Annotated in this window: 15 protein-coding genes; 5 read left to right on the plus strand and 10 right to left on the minus strand. The window is 73.6% G+C overall.

Going from position 1 to position 19,750, the window contains the following annotated elements; all coding sequences use genetic code 11:
- Positions 1 to 12: 12 nt before the first annotated feature.
- The 4 genes from ACFYOU_RS02240 to ACFYOU_RS02255 all read right to left on the minus strand — a co-directional run bounded on the left by ACFYOU_RS02240 (position 13) and on the right by ACFYOU_RS02255 (position 5,073).
- A complete protein-coding gene (locus ACFYOU_RS02240) occupies positions 13 to 1,125 on the minus strand; it encodes a hypothetical protein (protein WP_391302841.1) in 1,113 nt (370 codons plus the stop codon).
- A gap of 41 nt (positions 1,126 to 1,166) precedes the next feature.
- Positions 1,167 to 2,111 carry an N-acetylneuraminate synthase family protein gene (locus ACFYOU_RS02245; RefSeq protein ID WP_391302843.1) on the minus strand — a complete coding sequence of 315 codons (945 nt, stop codon included), beginning with the start codon at positions 2,109 to 2,111 and terminating at the stop codon, positions 1,167 to 1,169.
- Between the two features lie 12 nt (positions 2,112 to 2,123).
- Positions 2,124 to 3,377 (minus strand): cytidylyltransferase domain-containing protein, encoded by a 1,254-nt coding sequence (locus ACFYOU_RS02250; protein ID WP_391302845.1) that lies wholly within the window; start codon positions 3,375 to 3,377, stop codon positions 2,124 to 2,126.
- Positions 3,378 to 3,765: 388 nt separating this feature from the next.
- Entirely contained in the window at positions 3,766 to 5,073 is a 1,308-nt protein-coding gene (locus tag ACFYOU_RS02255; RefSeq protein WP_391302847.1) for a DUF6716 putative glycosyltransferase, read from the minus strand.
- 198 nt (positions 5,074 to 5,271) lie between these two features.
- Here ACFYOU_RS02255 and ACFYOU_RS02260 point away from each other — a divergent pair, with 198 nt between their 5' ends.
- The 3 genes from ACFYOU_RS02260 to ACFYOU_RS02270 all read left to right on the plus strand — a co-directional run bounded on the left by ACFYOU_RS02260 (position 5,272) and on the right by ACFYOU_RS02270 (position 8,240).
- Positions 5,272 to 6,249, plus strand: a complete 978-nt coding sequence (locus tag ACFYOU_RS02260; protein WP_391302849.1) for a glycosyltransferase — start codon at positions 5,272 to 5,274, stop codon at positions 6,247 to 6,249.
- Positions 6,246 to 7,583 (plus strand): polysialyltransferase family glycosyltransferase, encoded by a 1,338-nt coding sequence (locus ACFYOU_RS02265; RefSeq protein ID WP_389761844.1) that lies wholly within the window; start codon positions 6,246 to 6,248, stop codon positions 7,581 to 7,583. Before ACFYOU_RS02260 ends, ACFYOU_RS02265 begins: the two co-directional genes overlap by 4 nt.
- A gap of 198 nt (positions 7,584 to 7,781) precedes the next feature.
- A complete protein-coding gene (locus tag ACFYOU_RS02270; protein ID WP_391302851.1) occupies positions 7,782 to 8,240 on the plus strand; it encodes a MarR family winged helix-turn-helix transcriptional regulator in 459 nt (152 codons plus the stop codon).
- Positions 8,241 to 8,244: 4 nt separating this feature from the next.
- On the opposite strand, the gene leuE is transcribed toward ACFYOU_RS02270, so the two are convergent.
- On the minus strand, positions 8,245 to 8,904 hold the full coding sequence (gene leuE, locus ACFYOU_RS02275) for a leucine efflux protein LeuE (protein ID WP_391302853.1): 660 nt from the start codon (positions 8,902 to 8,904) through the stop codon (positions 8,245 to 8,247).
- Positions 8,905 to 9,158: 254 nt separating this feature from the next.
- Between leuE and ACFYOU_RS02280 the strand changes: the two genes are divergently transcribed.
- Positions 9,159 to 12,338 (plus strand): COR domain-containing protein, encoded by a 3,180-nt coding sequence (locus ACFYOU_RS02280; protein ID WP_391302855.1) that lies wholly within the window; start codon positions 9,159 to 9,161, stop codon positions 12,336 to 12,338.
- Between the two features lie 49 nt (positions 12,339 to 12,387).
- On the opposite strand, the gene ACFYOU_RS02285 is transcribed toward ACFYOU_RS02280, so the two are convergent.
- The gene (locus ACFYOU_RS02285) at positions 12,388 to 13,971 is read right to left on the minus strand and encodes a methylmalonyl-CoA mutase family protein (protein WP_391302857.1); all 1,584 of its coding nucleotides are present in this window, start codon (positions 13,969 to 13,971) and stop codon (positions 12,388 to 12,390) included.
- 160 nt (positions 13,972 to 14,131) lie between these two features.
- Between ACFYOU_RS02285 and ACFYOU_RS02290 the strand changes: the two genes are divergently transcribed.
- Entirely contained in the window at positions 14,132 to 15,106 is a 975-nt protein-coding gene (locus ACFYOU_RS02290; protein ID WP_391302859.1) for a L,D-transpeptidase family protein, read from the plus strand.
- Positions 15,107 to 15,435: 329 nt separating this feature from the next.
- On the opposite strand, the gene ACFYOU_RS02295 is transcribed toward ACFYOU_RS02290, so the two are convergent.
- The 4 genes from ACFYOU_RS02295 to ACFYOU_RS02310 all read right to left on the minus strand — a co-directional run bounded on the left by ACFYOU_RS02295 (position 15,436) and on the right by ACFYOU_RS02310 (position 19,455).
- Positions 15,436 to 16,911, minus strand: coding sequence for a hypothetical protein (locus ACFYOU_RS02295; RefSeq protein ID WP_391302862.1), 1,476 nt, complete (start codon positions 16,909 to 16,911; stop codon positions 15,436 to 15,438).
- Complete coding sequence (locus ACFYOU_RS02300; RefSeq protein ID WP_389761857.1) at positions 16,911 to 17,588, minus strand: RNA polymerase sigma factor; 678 nt, start codon at positions 17,586 to 17,588, stop codon at positions 16,911 to 16,913. Before ACFYOU_RS02300 ends, ACFYOU_RS02295 begins: the two co-directional genes overlap by 1 nt.
- Positions 17,589 to 18,163: 575 nt before the next feature.
- Positions 18,164 to 18,868 (minus strand): hypothetical protein, encoded by a 705-nt coding sequence (locus tag ACFYOU_RS02305; RefSeq protein ID WP_391302864.1) that lies wholly within the window; start codon positions 18,866 to 18,868, stop codon positions 18,164 to 18,166.
- Positions 18,869 to 18,948: 80 nt separating this feature from the next.
- The gene (locus ACFYOU_RS02310; RefSeq protein ID WP_391302866.1) at positions 18,949 to 19,455 is read right to left on the minus strand and encodes a hypothetical protein; all 507 of its coding nucleotides are present in this window, start codon (positions 19,453 to 19,455) and stop codon (positions 18,949 to 18,951) included.
- Positions 19,456 to 19,750: the final 295 nt, after the last annotated feature.

The raw sequence follows: 19,750 nt of genomic DNA on the forward strand, positions 1-19,750 counted from the left end.
TAGGACACCTGGTTATCCCGCGCACACGGACCGCAGTCGGTGCACGTCACGGGCGGTGCCGGTGACCCCCGAGAGGAAGCCGTGCGCCCGGGGGGAGGCGCGTTCGGTGAGCCAGTCGGGGTCGATGTCACAGACGGCGACCCTGGCTCCCGTACCGGCGAGCGCGAGCGGCAGGGTGTGGACGACGGTGGACGGGAAGCTGAGCACCGTGCGGCCGATCGGGCCGCGGCGGGCTATCAGCTCCAACGGCAGGTCGGGGCGGCACACCTCCAGGCCGGTGGCGGTGGCCAGCCGGTGCAGTTTCTCGGGGCTCTCGCGTCGGTGGGCGAAGTACCGGGTGGCGCCGTGGGCGCGGGCGAGCGCCCGGACCGCGTCCAGGTAGCGGTCGGGGTCCACCACACCCGTCTCCACCAGGGAGGTGCCGACGAGGTCCGCGCCCGCGCCGATCCGGGGCGGGCCGAAGCGGGACCGGGTCCAGGAGAAGTCGTTGGCGGTGATCCGGACGCCCTCGGGCACCGCGGCGATCGGCATCGCGGAGAACACCTCCACCGCCCGGTCCCCGGTGGGCGTCAGCCGGCGTCTGGCCGCGCCGGAGACGGGGGCGAACAGCAGGTCGCGGGGGCCCGGCCGGCCGCCGCGGCGGTGCCAGCGCACCAGGCGTTCACCGCCCGCGAGCTGGGCGGTGAACTCCATGGTGGCGGTGCCGTCGTCCACCACGACCAGCTCCGGGGCCCGGGTCAGGGTGAGCAGGAGCTGGACGTAGCGGGAGAACGGGTCGCCGATGACGACCCGGTCCGCCCCGCGCAGCAGCGGGGCGAGGCCCCGGACCGTGCGGAGGGGGGCCGTGCCGCCACCGCGGGCCTCCTCCCAGCGGACCCGGTGGCCCTCGTCCCGGGCCAGCTCGGCCATCCGGCGGAGCTGGCCCCGGGTCATCGGGTCGCCGGGCGACAGCACCACCACGGTGACGTCCGGCGGGCGGTCACCGGCCGGGGCGCCGGGGGTGCGCCCGCTGCCGTGCGCCCACTCCAACACGTTGAGCAGTTGCACGGGGCTCTCGACGAACGCGAGCGTCGGGGTGGGGCGGGTAGGGCGGGTGGGGCCCTGCGGCCCGACTCGGGGACTCAACGACCGCTCCGGGGAGGCTGGGTGGCGGGGGGTGGGGTGCGTCAGACGGTGACGGGCTCGCCCGCGGCGGCGGCAGCGGCTTCGCCCTGCACGACGACGCCGGGGACGCGGCGCAGCTTGCGCATGGGGCCGAGCTCGGATTCGTAGACCTTCTTGACGCCGTCGCCCAGGGACGCCTCGACGGTGCGGATGTCCCGCACCAGTCGGCTCAGTCCCTGCGGCTCGACGGACGCGGCCTGGTCGGAACCCCACATGGCGCGGTCCAGGGTGATGTGCCGCTCCACGAACACCGCGCCGAGGGCGACGGCCGCGAGGGTGGTCTGGAGGCCCGTCTCGTGCCCGGAGTAGCCGATCGGGACGTTGGGGTACTCCTGCTGGAGGGTGTTGATGACGCGCAGGTTCAGTTCCTCGGCCTTCGCCGGGTACGTGGACGTGGCGTGGCAGAGCAGGATGTTGTCGGAGCCGAGGACCTCCACGGCGTGCCGGATCTGCTGGGGCGTCGACATGCCGGTGGACAGGATCACGGTGCGGCCGGTGGCGCGCAGGGCGCGCAGCAGTTCGTCGTCGGTGAGGGACGCGGAGGCGACCTTGTGGGCGGGGACGTCGAACTTCTCCAGGAACGCGACGGCCTCGGTGTCCCACGGGGAGGCGAACCAGTCGATGCCGCGGGCGGTGCAGTACTGGTCTATGGCGCGGTACTCGTCCTCGCCGAACTCGACGCGGTGGCGGTAGTCGATGTAGGTCATGCGGCCCCAGGGGGTGTCGCGCTCGATGGCCCACTGGTCGCGCGGGGTGCAGATCTCCGGGGTGCGCTTCTGGAACTTGACGGCGTCGCAGCCCGCTTCGGCGGCGGCGTCGATCAGGGCGAGCGCCTTCTCCAGGTCGCCGTTGTGGTTGATGCCGATCTCACCGGTGACGTAGACGGGGCGGCCGGGCCCGGCGGTCTTGGTGCCGAGGGTGCGCAGACGGGAGGGGTGCTGGGACATGGGGGTGGTTCCTTAGCTGTTGGGTGTGGAGCTGTTGCCGGGTGTGGGGCTGTCGGGGACGGGGCCGGACCCGTCGAGCGAGGGGCCGAGGAGCCAGGTGGCGATCTCCCGGATCGCGCCGTCGCCGCCGCGGGCGGTGGTGACGGCGCGGGCGGCGCCGCGGACGACGTCGTGGGCGTTCGCGACGGCCACCGGCCAGCCCGCGAGGGCGAAGCACGGCAGGTCGTTGACGTCGTTGCCGGCGTAGAGCACGCGTTCCGGTGCGATGCCCCGTTCCTCGCACCACTGCTTCAGGGCGAGGTCCTTGCGGTCGATGCCGTGCAGGACCGGGATGCGGAGCTTTCGGGCCCGGGCGGCGACCACCGGGTTCCGTTCCGTGGAGAGGACCAGCAGCGCCAGGCCCGCCTCGCGCAGGGCGGCGATGCCGAGTCCGTCGCCGCGGTGCACGGCGACGGTTTCCCGTCCGTCGGAGTCGATGAGCACCCGGTCGTCGGTCTGGGTGCCGTCGAAGTCGAGGACGACCGCGTCCACGTCCGTGCGGCGCGGCAGGGCGCCGGGCCGCTCCGCGTCGAGCAGCGGTGCGAGGGCCCGGGCGCGGGCGAGGTCGTGCGGGTCGTCGATCTCCAGGACGCGTGCCGCGTCGGTGCGCACCAGGGCGGTGCGGCCGAAGAAGCGGTGCCGGGCGGTCCGGAAGCCGGGGGCGGCCATGGCGTAGGCGGCGCCGGTCTCCAGGAGGTCCTGGGGGCGGTCCTGGCGGCGGGGTCGGACCGCCTTGTCGTGGTTGACGCCGGTCCCCCCGCCGGTCGCGGGGTCCCGCCAGACGAAGCCGTGGAAGGGGGCGACGGTCACGGCCGTGTCGGCGCCCCGGGCGACCGCGGCGGCGACCGCGTCCACGTCGGCGCCCGTCAGGAACGGGCTGGTGCACTGGACGAGGAGCACGACGTCCACGGGGTGGCCGTGGCGCGACTCGTGGGCGTCCAGGGCGTGCAGGACGGCGGCTTCGCTGGTCGCGGTGTCGTCCGCGAGGGCGGCGGGGCGCAGCACCACTTCGGCGTCGGCGAGTCGGGCGGCCTCGGCGATCGCGGGGTCGTCGGTGGAGACGATGACGTCCGTGACGTGCGGGGCGGCGCGGCAGGCGCGTACCGCTCGGACGACCAGCGGGACTCCGCCGACCGTGGCGAGGTTCTTGCCCGGGACTCCCTTGGAGCCGCCCCGGGCGGGGACCACGGCCAAGACCCTTGCCGGGTGGGGGGCGCGTACGGTCATCGGTCCGTCCTTCCAGGTGGCTGTGGTGCGCGGTGGTTTCGCGCGGTTCCCCGCGCCCCTTGGTCGGGGCGCCTTCGCTTCGTCCGTCGGGTGACGGGTCCGTCGTGGTTGCTCGCGCAGTTCCCCGCGCCCCCTTCGGGGCGCCCCCTGCGCTGGTGCGCCGCCCCGCCCCGAATCCGCCCCGGACCCCGGATCAGCCCCACCGGAGCGCCCCACAGGGGCGCGGGGAACTGCGCGAGCGGCCACAGCGCACCCGCAGAGCACCGCGGTCCGCAGGCCGGACGCCCGCGGAGCGCACCGCGCAGTGCAGCGCACCCGCACCAGGGCGCCCCGAAAGGGGCGCGGGGAACTGCGCGGGCCACCCCAACGCACCCGCGGGCAACCGCGCTCACAGCTCCCCCAAGCGCCGCACGACCGGCGCAACCCGCTGCACCCCGTGCCGATAGGCCCCCCGCGCGGCCCGCCGCACCACCTGCCGCACCGGCCCGGAAGGCCGATCAGCCCTCGGCGCCCCCGCCAGGGGCACACCGTCGACCCCGAGGTGGTACCGGGCGAGGAGGCCAGGCACGTACCCCGGCGCGGTGCGGGCGTCGTAATAGGGCGCGATCACCCCGGGCCCCGCCCCGCCGAGCAGCGCCGCGATCCGCCCCCGCGCCGCGTCGAACGCCGTGCCGTACGCGTCACCGGGCGCCACCCCGTTCCGCTGCGTCCAGCGCGGATCGGCCACCGGCACCCGCCCCGCGTCGATTTGGTCCCAGGAGACGAGGCAGCCGGACCCCACGAAGTGGTGGTTGCCGAGCGCCTCGCGCACCCCGAGGTCGGTGAGGACCGCGGTGGGCACCCCCCGGTGCAGCGCTTCGAGCGCGGCGGTGGAGCTGACGGTGACGAGCAGGTCCGCACGGTCCAGCACCTCGCCCATGTGCCCGTACACGAGCCGGAAGTTGGCGGGGGGCCGCAGGCCGCGGACCAGCTTCTGGTACGGCAGTTCCTCGACGTGGGTGGTGTGTTCGCCGGGCCGGGAGCGCAGCTTGAGCAGCACCTCGCGGTCCGGGTGCCGGCGGGCGTGCCGGACCAGCCGCTCCAGGAGGTACGCCCGGTCGGCCCGGCCGGCCGGTACGGAGGGTTGGGCGGCGAACACCACCGTGTACGGGTCGGCGGGGCGGTACGGCGCGCCGCCGAGGAACGGCAGCGCCACCTCGACGACCGCGGAGGCGTCGACGCCCACGCCCTCGTACACCGCCCGGAACCGTTCCGCGTCCCGGCGGGAGTTGGCGAGGACCAGATCGGCGCCGTGCCGCAGCAGCAGCCCGTCGGTCACCTTCTCGTAGACGACGCCGACGTAGCCGGTGACGACGACGGGGCGCCGTTCCCGGCCCCGCCAGGCGTGGGTGAGGCCGTGCAACATCGCCTGGACGCCACCGCCGACCAGGGCGAGGACGACCACGTCGTAACGCTCCCGCGCCATGGTGGCGAGGAACTCGGCGGCGGTGACCTCCGTGACGGAGTCGGGGCGCACCCCGGCCTCGTCGACCTCGCCGAGTTGGCGGGGCGTCGGGGTGGCCCGGCCGCGCAGGAGGTGGCCGTCGAGCCGTCCGCCGGGGACGAGTCGGTGCGCGGTGAGGGCGCCCCACTTCCACCGGGTGTCGGAATCGGCGAGTACGGCGACCCGCGGGGACTTCGAGGTACTTGCTGGCACACCGAGGACGCTAGGAAGCAATGCGGAGGCGCGGCCCAACCCGAGTACAACAAAGGGTGAACAGCACACCGCGGATTCACCAATTGGCCTCGGGAACACCGGGCAGCGCGTTCGGTTAACCGTTCTGCCACATGTCGTTCACCGGGTATGCGTCCCCGGGTCAAGACGAATGCCGGACATCCGCATAACGTCGGCCGGGTGGTCAAGCTCTCCGTTATCGTGCCGTTCTACAACGTGCGGCAATATGCGCCCGACACCCTGCGGAGCCTGCGCGCGAACGCCCGCGGCGACAGGGAGTTCCTCCTGGTCGACGACTGCTCGCAGGACGGCACCGGGGAACTCCTCGAACGGGCCGCGCGGGACCTGCCGGGCGCGGTGCTCCTGCGACACGAACAGAACGGGGGACTGGCCACCGCCCGCAACACGGGCATCGACGCGGCCCGCGGCACGTACCTCACGTTCCTGGACGGCGACGACTGGGTCGCCCCCGACTACTACGACCAACTCATCGACGTCATGGAGGGGTTGGGCTGCGACTTCGTGCGCACCGACCATGTGCAGAGCACCGGGCGGTCCCGTGCGCCGCGGCGCGTACCGCACGGGCGGCGCGGCGAGGTGCTGGACCCCCGCTCGCTGATCCTGCCCGCCGACCGCACGACCTCGGTGGACTACCCGTACGCCTGGGCCGGCGCGTACCACCGCCGGCTGGTGGAGCAGGGGCTGCTCCACTTCACCGACGGGCTGCGCACCGCGGAGGACCGGCCGTGGATCTGGCGGCTGCACCGCGAGGCCCGGTCCATGGCGATCACCGGGCTCCTCGGGGTGTTCTACCGGCGCGGAATATCGTCGTCGCTCACCCAGATCGGCGATGTCCGGCAACTCGACTTCATTCGCGCTTTCGACCAGGTCCTCCGGGAAACCGCCGAGGACGCCGAGGCGGAGAAACTCCTTCCGAAAGCCGTGCGCACGTACTGCGCGATCATTTCCCATCACCTCAGCACGATCGAAAGGTTCGAACCGGACGTGGCGCGCAAACTCAAGGTCATGAGCGCGGCTGCGCTGCGACGTATGCCCCCCGCGGTGTTGGACGGGGTGCTCGACGCGATGGACGTCACCCGTGCCACCCGGCTGCGCAGGCTGCGCCGCCGCCCCGCCGCTGCGGGGGCCACCGCGTGAGCACCCGTGTCCTGCTGGCGTCCACCGCGTACGGGGCGGCCACCCTCGCCGCCGCGCTCGACGCGGGCCTGCTGCCCCCGGCCGACCGGACGGTCCTGCTGGTCTGCAACAACGCCGCCGTGCCCGAGACCTCGCCGGCCCTGGACGCCGTGCCCGGCTTCGCACGGTTGCGGGCCCGCTTCGACGAGGTCCGCTCGTGGAACGCGACGATCGCCCCGTTCCACCCGAGCGGCTGGTCGCCGCGCACCGATGACGTCCCGCTGTGGGAACGGTACCTGCGGCTCGCCTGGCACCTGGGCGAGGACGAGGTCACGCTGGTCGTGGAGTCCCCGCACGTCAACCCGGCGATGGCGGTGATGCGGATCTTCCCGGACGCACCGGTGCACGTGTACGCGGACGGGCTGATGAGCTACGGTCCCACCCGGGACCGGCTCGACCCGCTGATCGGCACCCGGGTGCACGCCCTGCTGCACCTGGACCTGGTGCCCGGGTTGCGACCGCTGCTGCTCGCCGAGTTCGGGGTGCCGGCCCGGATCGTCCCGACGGACGCGTTCCTCAAGGTCCTCGCGGAACTCGCCGACGAGGCGGGGCCGTCGTCCGGGCCCGAACCGGACGGCGCCGGAACCGCGCTGCTCCTCGGCCAGTACCTCTCGGCCCTGGACATCCTCACCGTCGACGAGGAGGAGGACCTGCACCTGGAGATGCTGCGGGGCGCCGTCGCCCTGGGCCACCGGCGGATCGTCTTCAAACCGCACCCCACCGCCGGCGCCCGGATCTCACAGCGCCTGGAGGAGGCGGCGGGGGAACTGGACGTCGAACTGACCGTGCTGGACCGGCCGGTCCTCGCTGAGGTCCTGTACCAGCGGGAGGGGCCCGCGCTCGTCGTCGGCTGCTTCTCGACGGCCCTGTTCACGGCGTCCGCGCTCTACGGGCTGCCGGTCGCGCGGGTCGGCACCGCGCTGCTGTTGGAGCGGCTGACCCCGTACCAGAACAGCAACCGCGTGCCCGTCACCCTGGCCGACGCGCTCCTGCCCGACCTGGCCGAACCGACCGCCCCGCCGGTGGACGTCCCCGCGGACCAACTGAACGCCCTGGTCACCGCCGTCGGCTTCGCGATGCAGCCGAAGGTCCACCCCGGCCGCCGCGCCGAGGCCGAGGCGTATCTGCGCCAGCACCAGGGCGGTCCCGCCCTGCGGTACTTCAAGAAGCGTCGGCTCACCGCGCTCGGCCTGCCCGGTGGGGTGGCGCCGCAGCTCGCCTTCATCCCCCGCAATGCGACGGTCCGCCGGGTCGCGCGTCGGGCCCGGGCCGTCAAGCGGGCCGCGCTCGGATGACGACCGGCGGTGCTCCGTTCCTCGATCGGGGTGCGTTCGGCTGCGGGTGCGCCGTTCCCGTGCGGGTGCGCGGTGGTTTTGCGCAGTTCCCCGCGCCCCTGTCGGAGCGCGACCTGGTGGGCGTCCGCCGCCCCCTGGTCAGGTCCGCGCCCGGGAGCGCTTGACCTCGATCTTGGTTGAGGTTTTACGGTCATGGACATGGAATACACACACGATGACCAGGGACTCGCCCGCCAGCCGATCGGCTACTGGAGTTGGGCCACTTACGAGGCCGTGGTGCCCTACATCCGGGCGGGCCTGGCCGAGCAGGGACTGACCCAGCCCCAGTGGTGGGTCCTCAACCAACTCGCCGAACACCCGGACGGCCGCGACCTCAAGGACCTCGCCGCGTTCCTCGGCGGCTACCTCGACGTCGGGGAGGAGGGCATCAAGGCCGAGACGCAGGACCTCGTCAGCCGGGGACTGGCCGGGTCTGACGAGAACGAACGCATCCGCATCACCGACGCGGGCGAGGCCCTGCGCAAGAAGGCCGCCGAGTTCCAGGCCGGCCGCATGGCCACCATCCACGACGGGGTGTCGGACGAGGAGTACGTCGCAGCACTGAAGGTGCTCCAGCGGATGATCAACAACGTGGGTGGGCGCTTCTGGCACCACTGACGCACTAGACGCCCGCGGTGGAGAGCTTCGCCGCGAACCCGAGGAACAGCGCACCCGCCGCCGTGGTCGCCCCGGCCGACAGCCGGCGGCGGCTGCGGAACAGCTCGGCCAGCCGGGAGCCCCCGAAGATCAGCACGGACAGGTACAGCGCACTGGCGACCTGGAGGCAGCTGCCGAGCACCACGAACGTCACGGCCGGGTAGGCGTACGCGGGGTCCACGAACTGCACGAAGAAGGAGATCAGGAACAGGATGGCCTTCGGGTTCAGCAAACTGATCATGAAGGCCCGACGGAACGGACGTTCACCCGCCGCCACGGGGGCGGCCCCTTCGGCGCCGACCTCGTCGGTACGGTCGTCCCGGCCCCGCCACATCGCCCAGGCGGTCCGCAGCAGCCCGATCGCCAGCCAGGCCAGGTATCCGGCGCCCACGAACTTCACGATGCCGAACAGCACGGCGTTGCTCTGGAGCAGCGAGGCCGCGCCCGCCGCCGCCAGGGTCATCAGCACCAGGTCCCCCGCCCACACCCCGGCGGCGGCGGTGTACCCGCGCCGCACGCCTTGACGGGCCGCGACCGACAGCACGTACAGGGAGTTCGGCCCCGGCAACAGGATGATGAGGACGAGGCCCACGAGGTAGGCGGAGAGGTCTGTGACACCGAGCATGAGGCGGAGTGTCGCATGAAAGTACGACAACCCGACAGGGTCCCTGGTCGGCACCTCCCGGCCTGGATCGGCGGGCACCGCCCCGTTTCCGTGAACGGACGGCGACTGTCAGTGGTCGCCCGTAGATTCGTGGGTGCGGGGGCGTGCGGGCTCCCGCTTCGGATCGACGGGCGGGGGCGGGGCGCGTGGGGCAGGTGCGCGGGGGACGGGCGTCGGATGCGGGTGCGGGTGCGGGTGCGGCGGAAGCGGAACGGTTGATCAGCCAGTGCCGGGCGTCCCGGAGCGACAGGCTGGAGCTCTCGGGGCTGGTCCTGCCCGAGTTGCCCGAGTCGATCAGGGAGCTGAGCCACCTCGAAGTGCTCGTCGTCGAGGACGTGGGGCTCCGTGCGCTGCCCGACTGGCTGTTCGACATGACGCACCTCGCCGTGCTGTCCGTCGCGAGGACCGGGTTGCGCACACTCCCGGAGGCCATCGGCCGGCTCACCGGGCTGCGCATCCTCGCCCTGAACGACAACCTCCTGACCGCGCTCCCCGAAAGCATCGGTGACCTGGGACGGCTACAGGAACTCGACGTCGCCTTCAACCAACTGGAGCGGTTACCGGACTCACTGTCCCGCCTCACATCGCTCGCTTCGCTCAAGGCCACCGGCAACACCCTGGAGACCCTGCCGCCGGACCTGGACGGCCTCACCTCACTGCGGTCGCTCAGGCTCGGAAGGAACCGTCTGTCTGCCCTCCCCGAGGACATCGGGAGGCTGGGGCACCTCGTCTTTCTCTCCGTCCACGCCAACCGGTTGACCGGACTTCCCCACAGCTTCCGGCACCTCACCGACCTCCACAGCCTCTTGATCTGGGACAACCCCTTGTGTTCCGTCCCCCCGCAGATCGCCGAGCTCACCACGCTCACGAACCTCGACCTCACCCACTGCGGACTCACCGAAGTTCCCGGCTGGCTCGGCCACCTGCCACAGCTCATCAACTTGATCCTCGATCAGAACCGATTGACCGAACTGCCCGTTTCCCTGGGCCACTTGCGCCGTTCTGCACGGCTGGGCCTCGCAGGCAACCCCCTCACCACCCCTCCCCCCGAGATCGTCGCCGCGGGCACACCCGCCGTGCTCAGCTTCCTGCGGGACCTGGACGCGGACGCCGTCCGCCAGTGGTCGTCCAAGGTCGTCGTGGTCGGAGAGGGCAGGGTCGGGAAGACCTCCCTGCTCAAGGCGTTGCGCGGGGAGGACCACGACCCACACGAGGACAGCACCCACGGACTGACCGTCGGCCGGCTCGCCCTGCCGCACCCGAGCCCGCCCGACCCGGACCGGCCCGTCACCATGCGCCTGGCGACCTGGGACTTCGGCGGGCAGGAGATCTACCACGCCACCCACCAGTTCTTCCTCACCGACCGGTCCCTGTTCCTGTTGCTGTGGGCCGCGCAGATCGGTTGGGAGGCCAGCAAGCTGCACTACTGGCTGGACATGATCAAGGCCCGCGCCCCGCACGCCCCGGTGCTGCTGGTGGCCACCCACCTGGGCCCGCGCCCGCCGGACCTCCCGCTGAGCGCACTCCGGGAGACGTACCCGGGGCTGATCATCGGCAGCATGAGCGCGGACAGCGCGAGCGGCCAGGGGGTGGACGAGGTCCGGGAACGCGTCCGGCAGGAGGTGGCGCGGCTGCCGCTGATGGGCGCGACCTGGCCCCGCACCTGGCTGCGCGCGGCGGACGCCGTACGGGCCCACCCCGAGAAGCACATCTCACCGGAGCAGCTGAACGACCTGCTCGCCGGGGCCGGCGTCCGGGACGCCTCGCACCAGGACTCCTTGGCCGCCGCCCTGCACAGCCTGGGCGACCTCCTCTCCTACCCCGACGACGAGGAGCTGTGCGACCTGGTGGTGCTGCGCCCCCAGTGGCTCACCGGGTACATCAGCCGGGTGCTCGACTCCGAGGAGGTGCTGCGGGAGGGCGGGCTGTTCCGGCACGCGTACGGGCACACCCTGTGGCAGGACGTGGACCGTTCGCTGCGCCGGCACTTCGTACGCATGATGGAGAACTTCGACCTGTCGTACCGGACGGTGGACAAGACGGCGAGCCTGGTGGTGGAGCTGCTGCCCTGGGAGCCACCGGAGTACACGGCGGAGTGGGACCGCTACGGCGGCGGCCCGGGCCAGCGCGAACTACGGCTGCGCTACCGGCTGCACACCGTTCCGCCCGGCATCCCGACCTGGTTCATCGCCCGGGAGCACCGCTTCTCGACGCCCGTGCGCTGGCGGTCCGGTGCGCTGTTGAAACACGCCGACGGGGAGCACGCGGCGCTGATCACGGTGGACCGGCACGCCAAGTCGGCGGAGCTGAGGGTGCGCGGCCCGTACCCGCAGGACTTCTTCGCCGTGCTCAAGGACGGGTTCGAGCAGACCCTGCTGCGCTATCCGGGCTTGGACATCACCCGGCTGGTGCCGTGTCCGCACCACGACGACGCGGGGCGCCCCTGCACTCACGAGTTCCGGCACGAACAACTGGTGCACCGGCTGACGATGAATCCGCCGCGGGAACGCATCGAGTGCCCCGAGCACCTGTGGGACGTCGACGTGCCGTTCCTGCTCCAGGGCATCGAACGGCCGGGCGACCGCGAGTCGCACCGCATGCTGAGCGACCTCGTGGCCCGGGTGGACTCCCTCCAGCGCGCCGACCGGACGCAGCACGCCGAGCTGACCGCGATGCTCGCCGAGCAGCAGCGCGGGTTCCTCCACTCGCTGCGCCGCGAGCAGTCCCGTCAGGAGGTGTTGTGCCCGAGCCTGGTGTGGGTGCGACGGCTGACCCGGCGGGAGGCCGGCCACGCACTGCTGCCCGGCGAGGTGTTCCAGCTCCACCTGTGCTGCGAGGCGCCCGGCGAATGGCACCTGCTGGAGGGCGTGGAGCCTTACGAACTCCCGGCGCACGGCGCGTTCACGGAGACGGTGTTGCCGTACGTGCACCGGACCTTGCAGGCGCTGAAGTTCGTGGTGCCGGTGTTCGGCGCTTCGTTGGGCGCGGTGTCCGAGGAACTGGGCAAGGCCATGAAGGACGACGTGGACGTGCTGAAGGCCCTTCTTGACGGGCTGCCGGAGGAACTGCGCCGCGGGCTGGGCGAGTCGGGGTCCCGCTCGACGGTGCACGCCGTGGACCACGCCGAGCACCGCCGGATGCACGCCCTGCTGAGGGAGCTCGACCCCGCCGAGGAGTGGGGCGGCCTCAACAAGGTGACCACCCCGGAGGGGCCCACGTACTGGCTGTGCAAGGCCCATGCGCGCACCTACGAGCAGGGGTCCCGGGCCGTCCCGGCGCCCGCCGTGCCGGTGCCGCTCCCCCGCGGCGCCCAGGAGCCGGAGTCCGGGAGACCGTCCACCGGGCCCACGGGGACCACCAGGACCACGGGGACCACCAGGCACACCGCCGGGTGACCGGCCCGTTGACGTCCGCTCGGTGCGCGCCGCCGCCGGACCCGCGCGCTCAGAAGCGTTCGGTGGGTTCGTACGTGCCCCACACCTCGCGGAGGGCCCCGCAGACCTCACCGATCGTGGCGCGGGCGCGCAGCGCGGTCCGCATCGGGTACAGGGTGTTGGCCGATCCCCGGGCGGCCGCGCGGAGTTCGGCGAGGGCCCGCTCCACCGCGGAGCGGTCCCGTTCGGCGCGCAGGGCGGCCAGCCGACGGGCCTGGCGGGCGCCGATCTCGGGGTCGACGCGCAGCGGTTCGTAGGGGTCCTCGGCGTCCAGGGCGAAACGGTTGACGCCGACCACGATCCGGTCGCCGGATTCGGTCTCCCGGGCGATCCGGTAGGCGTTGCGTTCGATCTCGCCCTTCTGGAAGCCCTGTTCGATGGCGGCGACCGCGCCCCCCAGGTCCTCGACCCGGCGCATGAGGTCGGTGATCTCGTCCTCCAGGTCGTCGGTCATCCGTTCCACCGCATAGGAGCCGGCGAAGGGGTCGACGGTCGCGGTGACGTCCGTCTCGTGGGCGAGGACCTGTTGGGTACGCAGCGCGAGACGGGCGGACTTCTCGGTGGGCAGGGCGATGGCCTCGTCGAACGCGTTGGTGTGCAGGGACTGGGTGCCGCCGAGGACGGCGGCCAGGGCCTGGACGGCGACCCGTACGAGGTTCACCTCGGGCTGCTGTGCGGTGAGTTGCACACCGGCGGTCTGGGTGTGGAAGCGGAGCATCAGCGACTTGGGGTCCCGGGCGCCGAACTCCTCGCGCATCAGCCGCGCCCACACCCGTCGGGCCGCCCGGAACTTCGCGACCTCTTCGAGGAGGGTGGTGCGCGCGACGAAGAAGAACGACAGCCGGGGCGCGAGTTCGTCCACGGTCATCCCCGCGGCGAGGGCCGTGCGGACGTAGGCGACGCCGTCCGCGAGGGTGAACGCGACCTCCTGCGCGGGTGAGGCACCGGCCTCCGCCATGTGGTAGCCGGAGACGGAGATGGTGTTCCAGCGGGGCAGCTCCGTCCGGCAGTAGCGGAAGAGGTCGGCGGTCAGCCGCAGCGACGGGCCGGGCGGGAAGATGTACGTGCCCCGGGCGACGTACTCCTTGAGGACGTCGTTCTGCACCGTGCCCGTCAACCGGTCGCCCGGCACGCCCTGTTCCTCGGCGACCAGTTGGTACAGGAGCAGCAGCAGGGCCGCGGGGGCGTTGATCGTCATGGACGTGGAGACCCGGTCCAGCGGGATGCCGTCGAAGAGCGCCCGTACGTCCTCGATGGAGTCGACGGCGACGCCGACCTTGCCGACCTCTCCGGCGGCGATCGGGGCGTCGCTGTCGTGGCCCATCTGGGTGGGCAGGTCGAAGGCGACGGAGAGCCCGGTGGTGCCGTGTTCGATGAGGCGCCGGTAGCGGGCGTTGGACTCGGCGGCGGTGCCGAAGCCCGCGTACTGGCGCACGGTCCAGGGGCGGCCGGTGTACATCGTGGGGTAGACGCCCCGGGTGTAGGGGTAGGCGCCGGGCCGGCCGAGTTGTCGGTCGGGGTCCCAGTGCGCGAGCGCCTCGGGGCCGTACACCGGTTCGATGGGTAGACCGGACTCCGACTCGCGCGCCGCCATTCCCGCACCTCCCGCAGGTCACCGGTGTGTTCCTGTCAGCATGCGGGCCGGAAACGGAATCCGCCCGCGTTCACGACCACCCGGCCGTGGGGAGCATCCCCCTGAGGGCCGGCACCGGAACCGGAACCGGTGTGGGCGCGGGCACCGAAGGGGGAGGGGCATGCGACGACATCTGGTGGGGCCGGGCGGCGGCACCGGCCGGAGCGCGGGGCCCGTGGGGGCGCGGCGGGTGGTGGTCCCGGTCCTCGCGGCCCTCGTGGCGGTGAGCGTGGCGGGCGGGTGCACGCCGCGGACGCCGGGTGCGGCCCGGACCGCGGGGCCCGGCGCATCGACCTCCCGCACCCCCTCCGGCACGGCGGTCCCGGAGGCTGCTGCCGCCCCGACGGCACCGGGCGACCCGCCGTCCACCCGACCCACGCCGTCCGCGCCGGCCGCCCGGCCCGTGCCGTCCGCGCCGTCTGCGCCGTCCGTGCCCCGGACGTCCGCGCCGCCGCCGAAGGTGCTCTGGCGGGTGGGTGACTCCGGGGTCGCGGTGCGCGGGCTCCAGGCCCGGCTCCGGACGGTCGGTTGGCTCGCCGCGGCGCCGACGGGGACGTACGGAGCGTTGACGGCCGCGGCGGTCCGCGGCTTCCAGGGCAAACGGGGACTGCCCGGCACCGGCGCGGTGGACACGGTCACCTGGGCCCGGCTGACGGCGATGACGTCCCGACCGGGGCCCGCGGAGCTCTACCCGGAACGGGCCCGCCCGGCCGACGACCCGGACCGACCGGACCCGCGCTGTCTGACGGGCCGGGTGCTGTGCCTCAGCAAGACCTCACGCACCCTGCGCTGGATGGTCGACGGGAAGGTGCGGACCACTCTGGACGTCCGCTTCGGCGGGTCGGTGACCCCGACCCGCGAGGGGGCCTTCCGGGTGACGCTGAAGTCCCGGGACCACCGGTCGACGCTGTACGACACCGCGATGCCGTACGCGATGTTCTTCAGCGGCGGTCAGGCGGTCCACTACTCGGCGGACTTCGCGGCGAACGGGTACGGGGGCGCCTCGCACGGGTGCGTGAACGTACGGGACCGGGCCGGGATCGCGGCGCTCTTCGACGAGGTCCGCGTCGGTGACGGGGTCGTCGTCCACTGGTGAGCGGCGGGCGATCGCGGGGGCCGGGTGATCCACAGTGGCGCGGGCGGGACCGGGGGAACATGTCCCGCCCGCGCCGGTGGCGCCGAGCCGTAGGTACGGGGGGAACCCCGGCTCGCGCAGGGCCGATGACCAGTCGGCTCACTTGATACTGCGCCATCGCTCGGCAAAACGTCACACCTGGCGGAAAGTTTCTCCACCTTGACGAGAACCGTGCAGGTCAGAACCGGTTCCGTTGGGACATAACGGACGAACAACGGCCCATATCGTGGCCGGTACTCGTCGCTCCGGCGAGCCGATGCCGGCACGCCGAGGCGGTTCGTGCGCCCGGGTCAGGGGTGGACGTAGGCCGCGGGGGTCGCCGCGGGCGGGGTGGGCGCGGCCCCGGTGGGCACGGGGCGGGTGGGCGCGGGCCCGGTCGGCTCGGCACCGGTCCCGGGCGCCGGACGGGTCGTGGCCCCGGGCGGGCGACCGCCTCCGGGCAGCCCTCCGCCGACCACGCCCCCGCCGCCCCGGCGGGGTCCGGGCGCGGCACCACAGTCGTCAGCGTTGCCCTCGCCGTTGCCGTTGCCCTTCCCCTTGCCCCCGTTGCCCCCGGCCCCGCCGGCTCCACCCGTGCCACCGGCGCCGCCGTACCGGCCGTTCGCGTCCCGGCAGCCACCGCGCCCCTCGCCCCGGCCGTCGTCGCCGCCCTGGCCGTCGGCGCCACCGGAGTCGCGGTCGTCGTGGTCGTGGTCGCCGTCGTGGTCCTTGCCGTTCCCGGGGCCGTCGTCCCCGCGGCGGCCGGTGCCGGAGTCGCGGTCGTCGTCCCGCGAACCGGGTCGTGCCGCGGGTCCGGTGGCCTCCTCGTCATCGGACCCGCCGGTGGCCTTGCGGTCGAGGTCGAGGAACCGCTGGCAGAACCGGGCGACCCGGGCCGCGCCGTGGGCGGCCCGCTCCAGCCGCCGGACGCCCTCGGCATCGAGCTCGCCCGCCCGGCGCTGTCGGCAGTCGACGATGATCCGGGCCGTGACGTCGTCGTGCTGGTGGTGCCGTGGAGCGGTGCGGTCCGGGGAACCGGAGCGGGGCGGGCCGGACGCACGGGGCGGCGACTCGGACGCGGCACCGGCCGAACCGCCACCGGACCGGTCACGGCCGGACGGGACGGGGCTCCGGGACGCAGCGGCCGAGGGTTCGACCGCGGGCGTCCTGCCGGCGACACCTGCGGGCCCCTGCCACTGGTCCTCGAACGGTGTCGGCAGCACCCCCGTCCCGGTGGCGACCGCGACCCCGCCGACCATGCCCGCGGCGAGCACGGCCGCGAGCGCGAACCGCACCGGACGCGCCCAGCGGGCGGGGCGCCGCCCGTGCGTCGGCGCACCGGCGACGATCCGAACCGTCGTGGGCAGTCCGATGGTGATGTCCGGTCCTGGTGCGGCGCCCCCGGGCTCGGGGCGGGCGGCACCGGCGCCCCGGAAGGCGCGCGACGAGCGGTACGCGGCCAGCGCCGCCGCCTCGCCCGGCAGCTCGGCGCCCGGCAGTTCGGCGCCCGCGGGGCCGCTCCCCGTACGGGTCGGGCCGTCCGGGTCGGGGAACCCGATGCGCAGGACCTCCTCGCCGGAGGCGTCCGGCGGGCCCGAACCGGTCGGCCGCTCGCGGGGGGCGTCCTGCGGGGCGGGCCCGCGGGCCTGCGCGGTCAGCGCGTCCAGCAGCCCGGCCAGGCGTTCGGCCCGCTCGCGGTAGTGCTCGTCGACGTCCTTCGGGGGTTCTCCCCGCAGCAGGCGTTCCGCCACCTCTCGGTCAAGCCAGGGGTCCTGCTCGTCGGGCATCACATGTCCTTCTGCGTCCGCGTTCGCGAATGCGTCACACCCGCCGGCATGGCCGCTCGTGGGTGCGGGCGGCGGGGCCGGGGCACCGCATCGAGGCGTCCCGGGGGCGCAGGGTCCTCCTCTTCGGGCTCGTCACCGAGCAGTTCGGCAAGACGTTTCAGCCCCCGGTGGGCGGCCGTGCGGACGGCGCCGGGCCGCTTGCCCAGGGCCTGTGCCGCGGTCTTCGCGTCGAGCCCGACGACGACCCGCAGCACCACCGCTTCGGCCTGGTCCTGCGGGAGCCGGGCTATCAGGGACAGCGTCCGGCTGGTGGCCAGCGCCTCCATGGCCTCGCCCGCGGTGTCCGACTCGGCGGGTTTCCCGGTCAGCTCGGTCTCGTCGGCGCCTATCGCGGGGCGGCGGCCCCGCATGCGTATGTGGTCGAGCGCACGGTTGCGGGCTATGCGCGCCGCCCAGCCCCGGAAGCGGTCGGCGTCGCCGCTGAACCGGTCGAGGTCGCGCGCGATCTGGAGCCACGCCTCCGAGGCCACGTCTTCGGCGTCCGGGTCACCGACCAGTGTCCGGACGTATCCCAGCAGCCGCGGATGCACCGAGCGGTACACCGTTCGGAACGCCCCGTCATCCCCGTGCTGAGCCGCAAGCAGCGCGGCGGTCAACTCCGCGTCGTCCCCCAGCACTCAACGCACTCCCTCTTCGCGCCCGAACCGGCCCCGCTCTCGCGGAGTCGGCTGTTCACCGTCCTGGTTTTTCCGTCCATGGTTGCGGTCCCTGAATGACCGCGGACGTCGATGGCCCGCACTCGGCGCGAAAAGCACGCTACGGCCTGAAATGCGTCCACGTCCATGTTTGTACAAGGCGCAACTATTGGTCGGAGGAGTGGGGTGTGACACAAATCGAGCCTCCGGCGCAGTAGTAGTTACGGGCCGCCGCGCGGCCCGTGCCGTGCGGCGACCGGGGCCTCTCCTGTGGGGGGTGGCGGCCCCGGTCGTTGCCTTCACTGGGGTTCCCTCCCCTTCGCTCGTGCCTGCTGCCGGGCCGCGTTCCGACCCTCGTTCCGCCGTCGTTCCGCCTTCTTCAGGCGTTCTTCGCCCTGTGCTCCCACCGTGCCCCACCCCCGTGCGCCGGCGCACCACAGGCAGCGGACCGGCCTTGCGCCCGGTCCGCCGACCGCCCGGCCGACCACCGCGGCCACCGTCGTGAACCGGCCACCGCCGGCCCCACGAGCGGCCCGGAGCACCGGGCGCCGAGCCGTTCAGTTCCGGCCACGGGACCGTCGGGAGACCACGGCACGCAGCACCCGCCGCCCCTCGGTCGTCACCGCGTGCGCCTGGCGCAGACCCCCGGCCCCCCGCGCGGCGAGCAGTTCCAGGACCGCGACCTGCCGACGCAGTTCGGCGTCGGCCAGCGGGGGCAGTTCACCGCCGCGGTCCGCACGGGGTGCGGTGAGCGGATCGTCCGGCCCGCCCTCGGGGGCGTCACCGGCCGGGAGGTCCGCGCCCGGACCGGGGTCGAGCAGCAGATGGATGCGGAGCGCGGCCACCGAGCAGTCGTCCGCCCACCTCCGCAGTCGGGTGTCGGTCGACGCCCCGTCCCGGAGTTCCTCGGGGAGCGCGGCGGGCGCGGCGCTCAGCATCGCCAGGGCCCGCCGCACCACCTCATCCCCGACCGCGTCCCCGTTCCCGCTCCCGCTCCCGTCCTCGCCCCTGTCGCCGTCCCCGTTCCCGTCCTGAGCGGCGGCTCGTTCCGTCAGCGCGGTCCGGACACGGTCGAGGCGTTCACCCCAGGTGGCCGCGTCCGCCCCGGGCGCGCCGTCGCCGGCATCGCCGAGACTCGCCCACAGGGGGCGGAGCAGTTCGTCGTCACCGCCGAGCAGCGGCACGCAGCGGTCGAGGCAGGCGAGGCCGCTCACGGCGAGCCCTCTCGCGTCCGCCCCGGCGATCAGTTCGACCAGGCTCATGGTGCCTCCCGTGCCAGCGGCGGGGCGCCCTCTTCTCGGCGTCCGCACGTGTCCCTTCTGCGTGTGACGCGCCGCCGGCGTCACAGTCGCACCACTCCGAGACGTTCCAGGAAGCGGAAGAAGAGTTCCTCCGCGGACGGTTCCGCGGGGGCGCTCAGCACCTCGACCAGAGGTGCGGCGGTCACCGTCATCCCGGCTTCCGCGGCCCAGGCGACGGCGCGGTCCGCGGCGTCCTCGGGCACCAGGAAGTAGTCCTCCAGGGCCCGCTCGTCCCCGCCGATGTGGTCGGCCATCGACGCCCGGTCGAGACAGGCCGTCCAGCCGCCGCCGCTCGGTGCGGCCGCCTCCACCACGACGCACGCGCTGTCCATGACGTATCCGAACAGGGCCGGCGCCCCGGTCTCCGCGGCAAGGGCGTTCATGCTGCCGATCGACGTGCCTTCCCCACCGTCCCGGCACTCCCAGACCTGCCAGCCGTCGGCGCGCCGCTCCAACAGCCCCAGTTCGCCCCGGACGGCGGCGAGCGCGTCCGTGCCGTCGAGCGGCTGCTCGCCCCGGCCCACGACGTAGTAGCCCCAGTAGCCCATCCGGCCTCCCCGTCCCCGTTCGATTCCCGCCACTCACGGGCGCCGACCAGATCACCACACTGCTCGGGCCGTCCGCCACCCAAAGCGCGGTTTCGGTGGGTCGCGGACACGGGCGGAACCGTTCCCCGGTCGAACGGGCGCCCGACCTGCCCGCTTCACCCCGCTATGCACCCGCGCCCCGCTCCCCCGCGGGACCCGGCGCGTACGGCGATGATCGTCACCGCCGCCACCGATGCGTCGACCCGTGCGTACGGCATCCGCCCGAGGAGGAACCTGTACGCGCCATTCTTCGCCG

The organism is Streptomyces sp. NPDC005955 (assembly GCF_042871255.1).
Classification (GTDB): Bacteria; Actinomycetota; Actinomycetes; order Streptomycetales; family Streptomycetaceae; genus Streptomyces.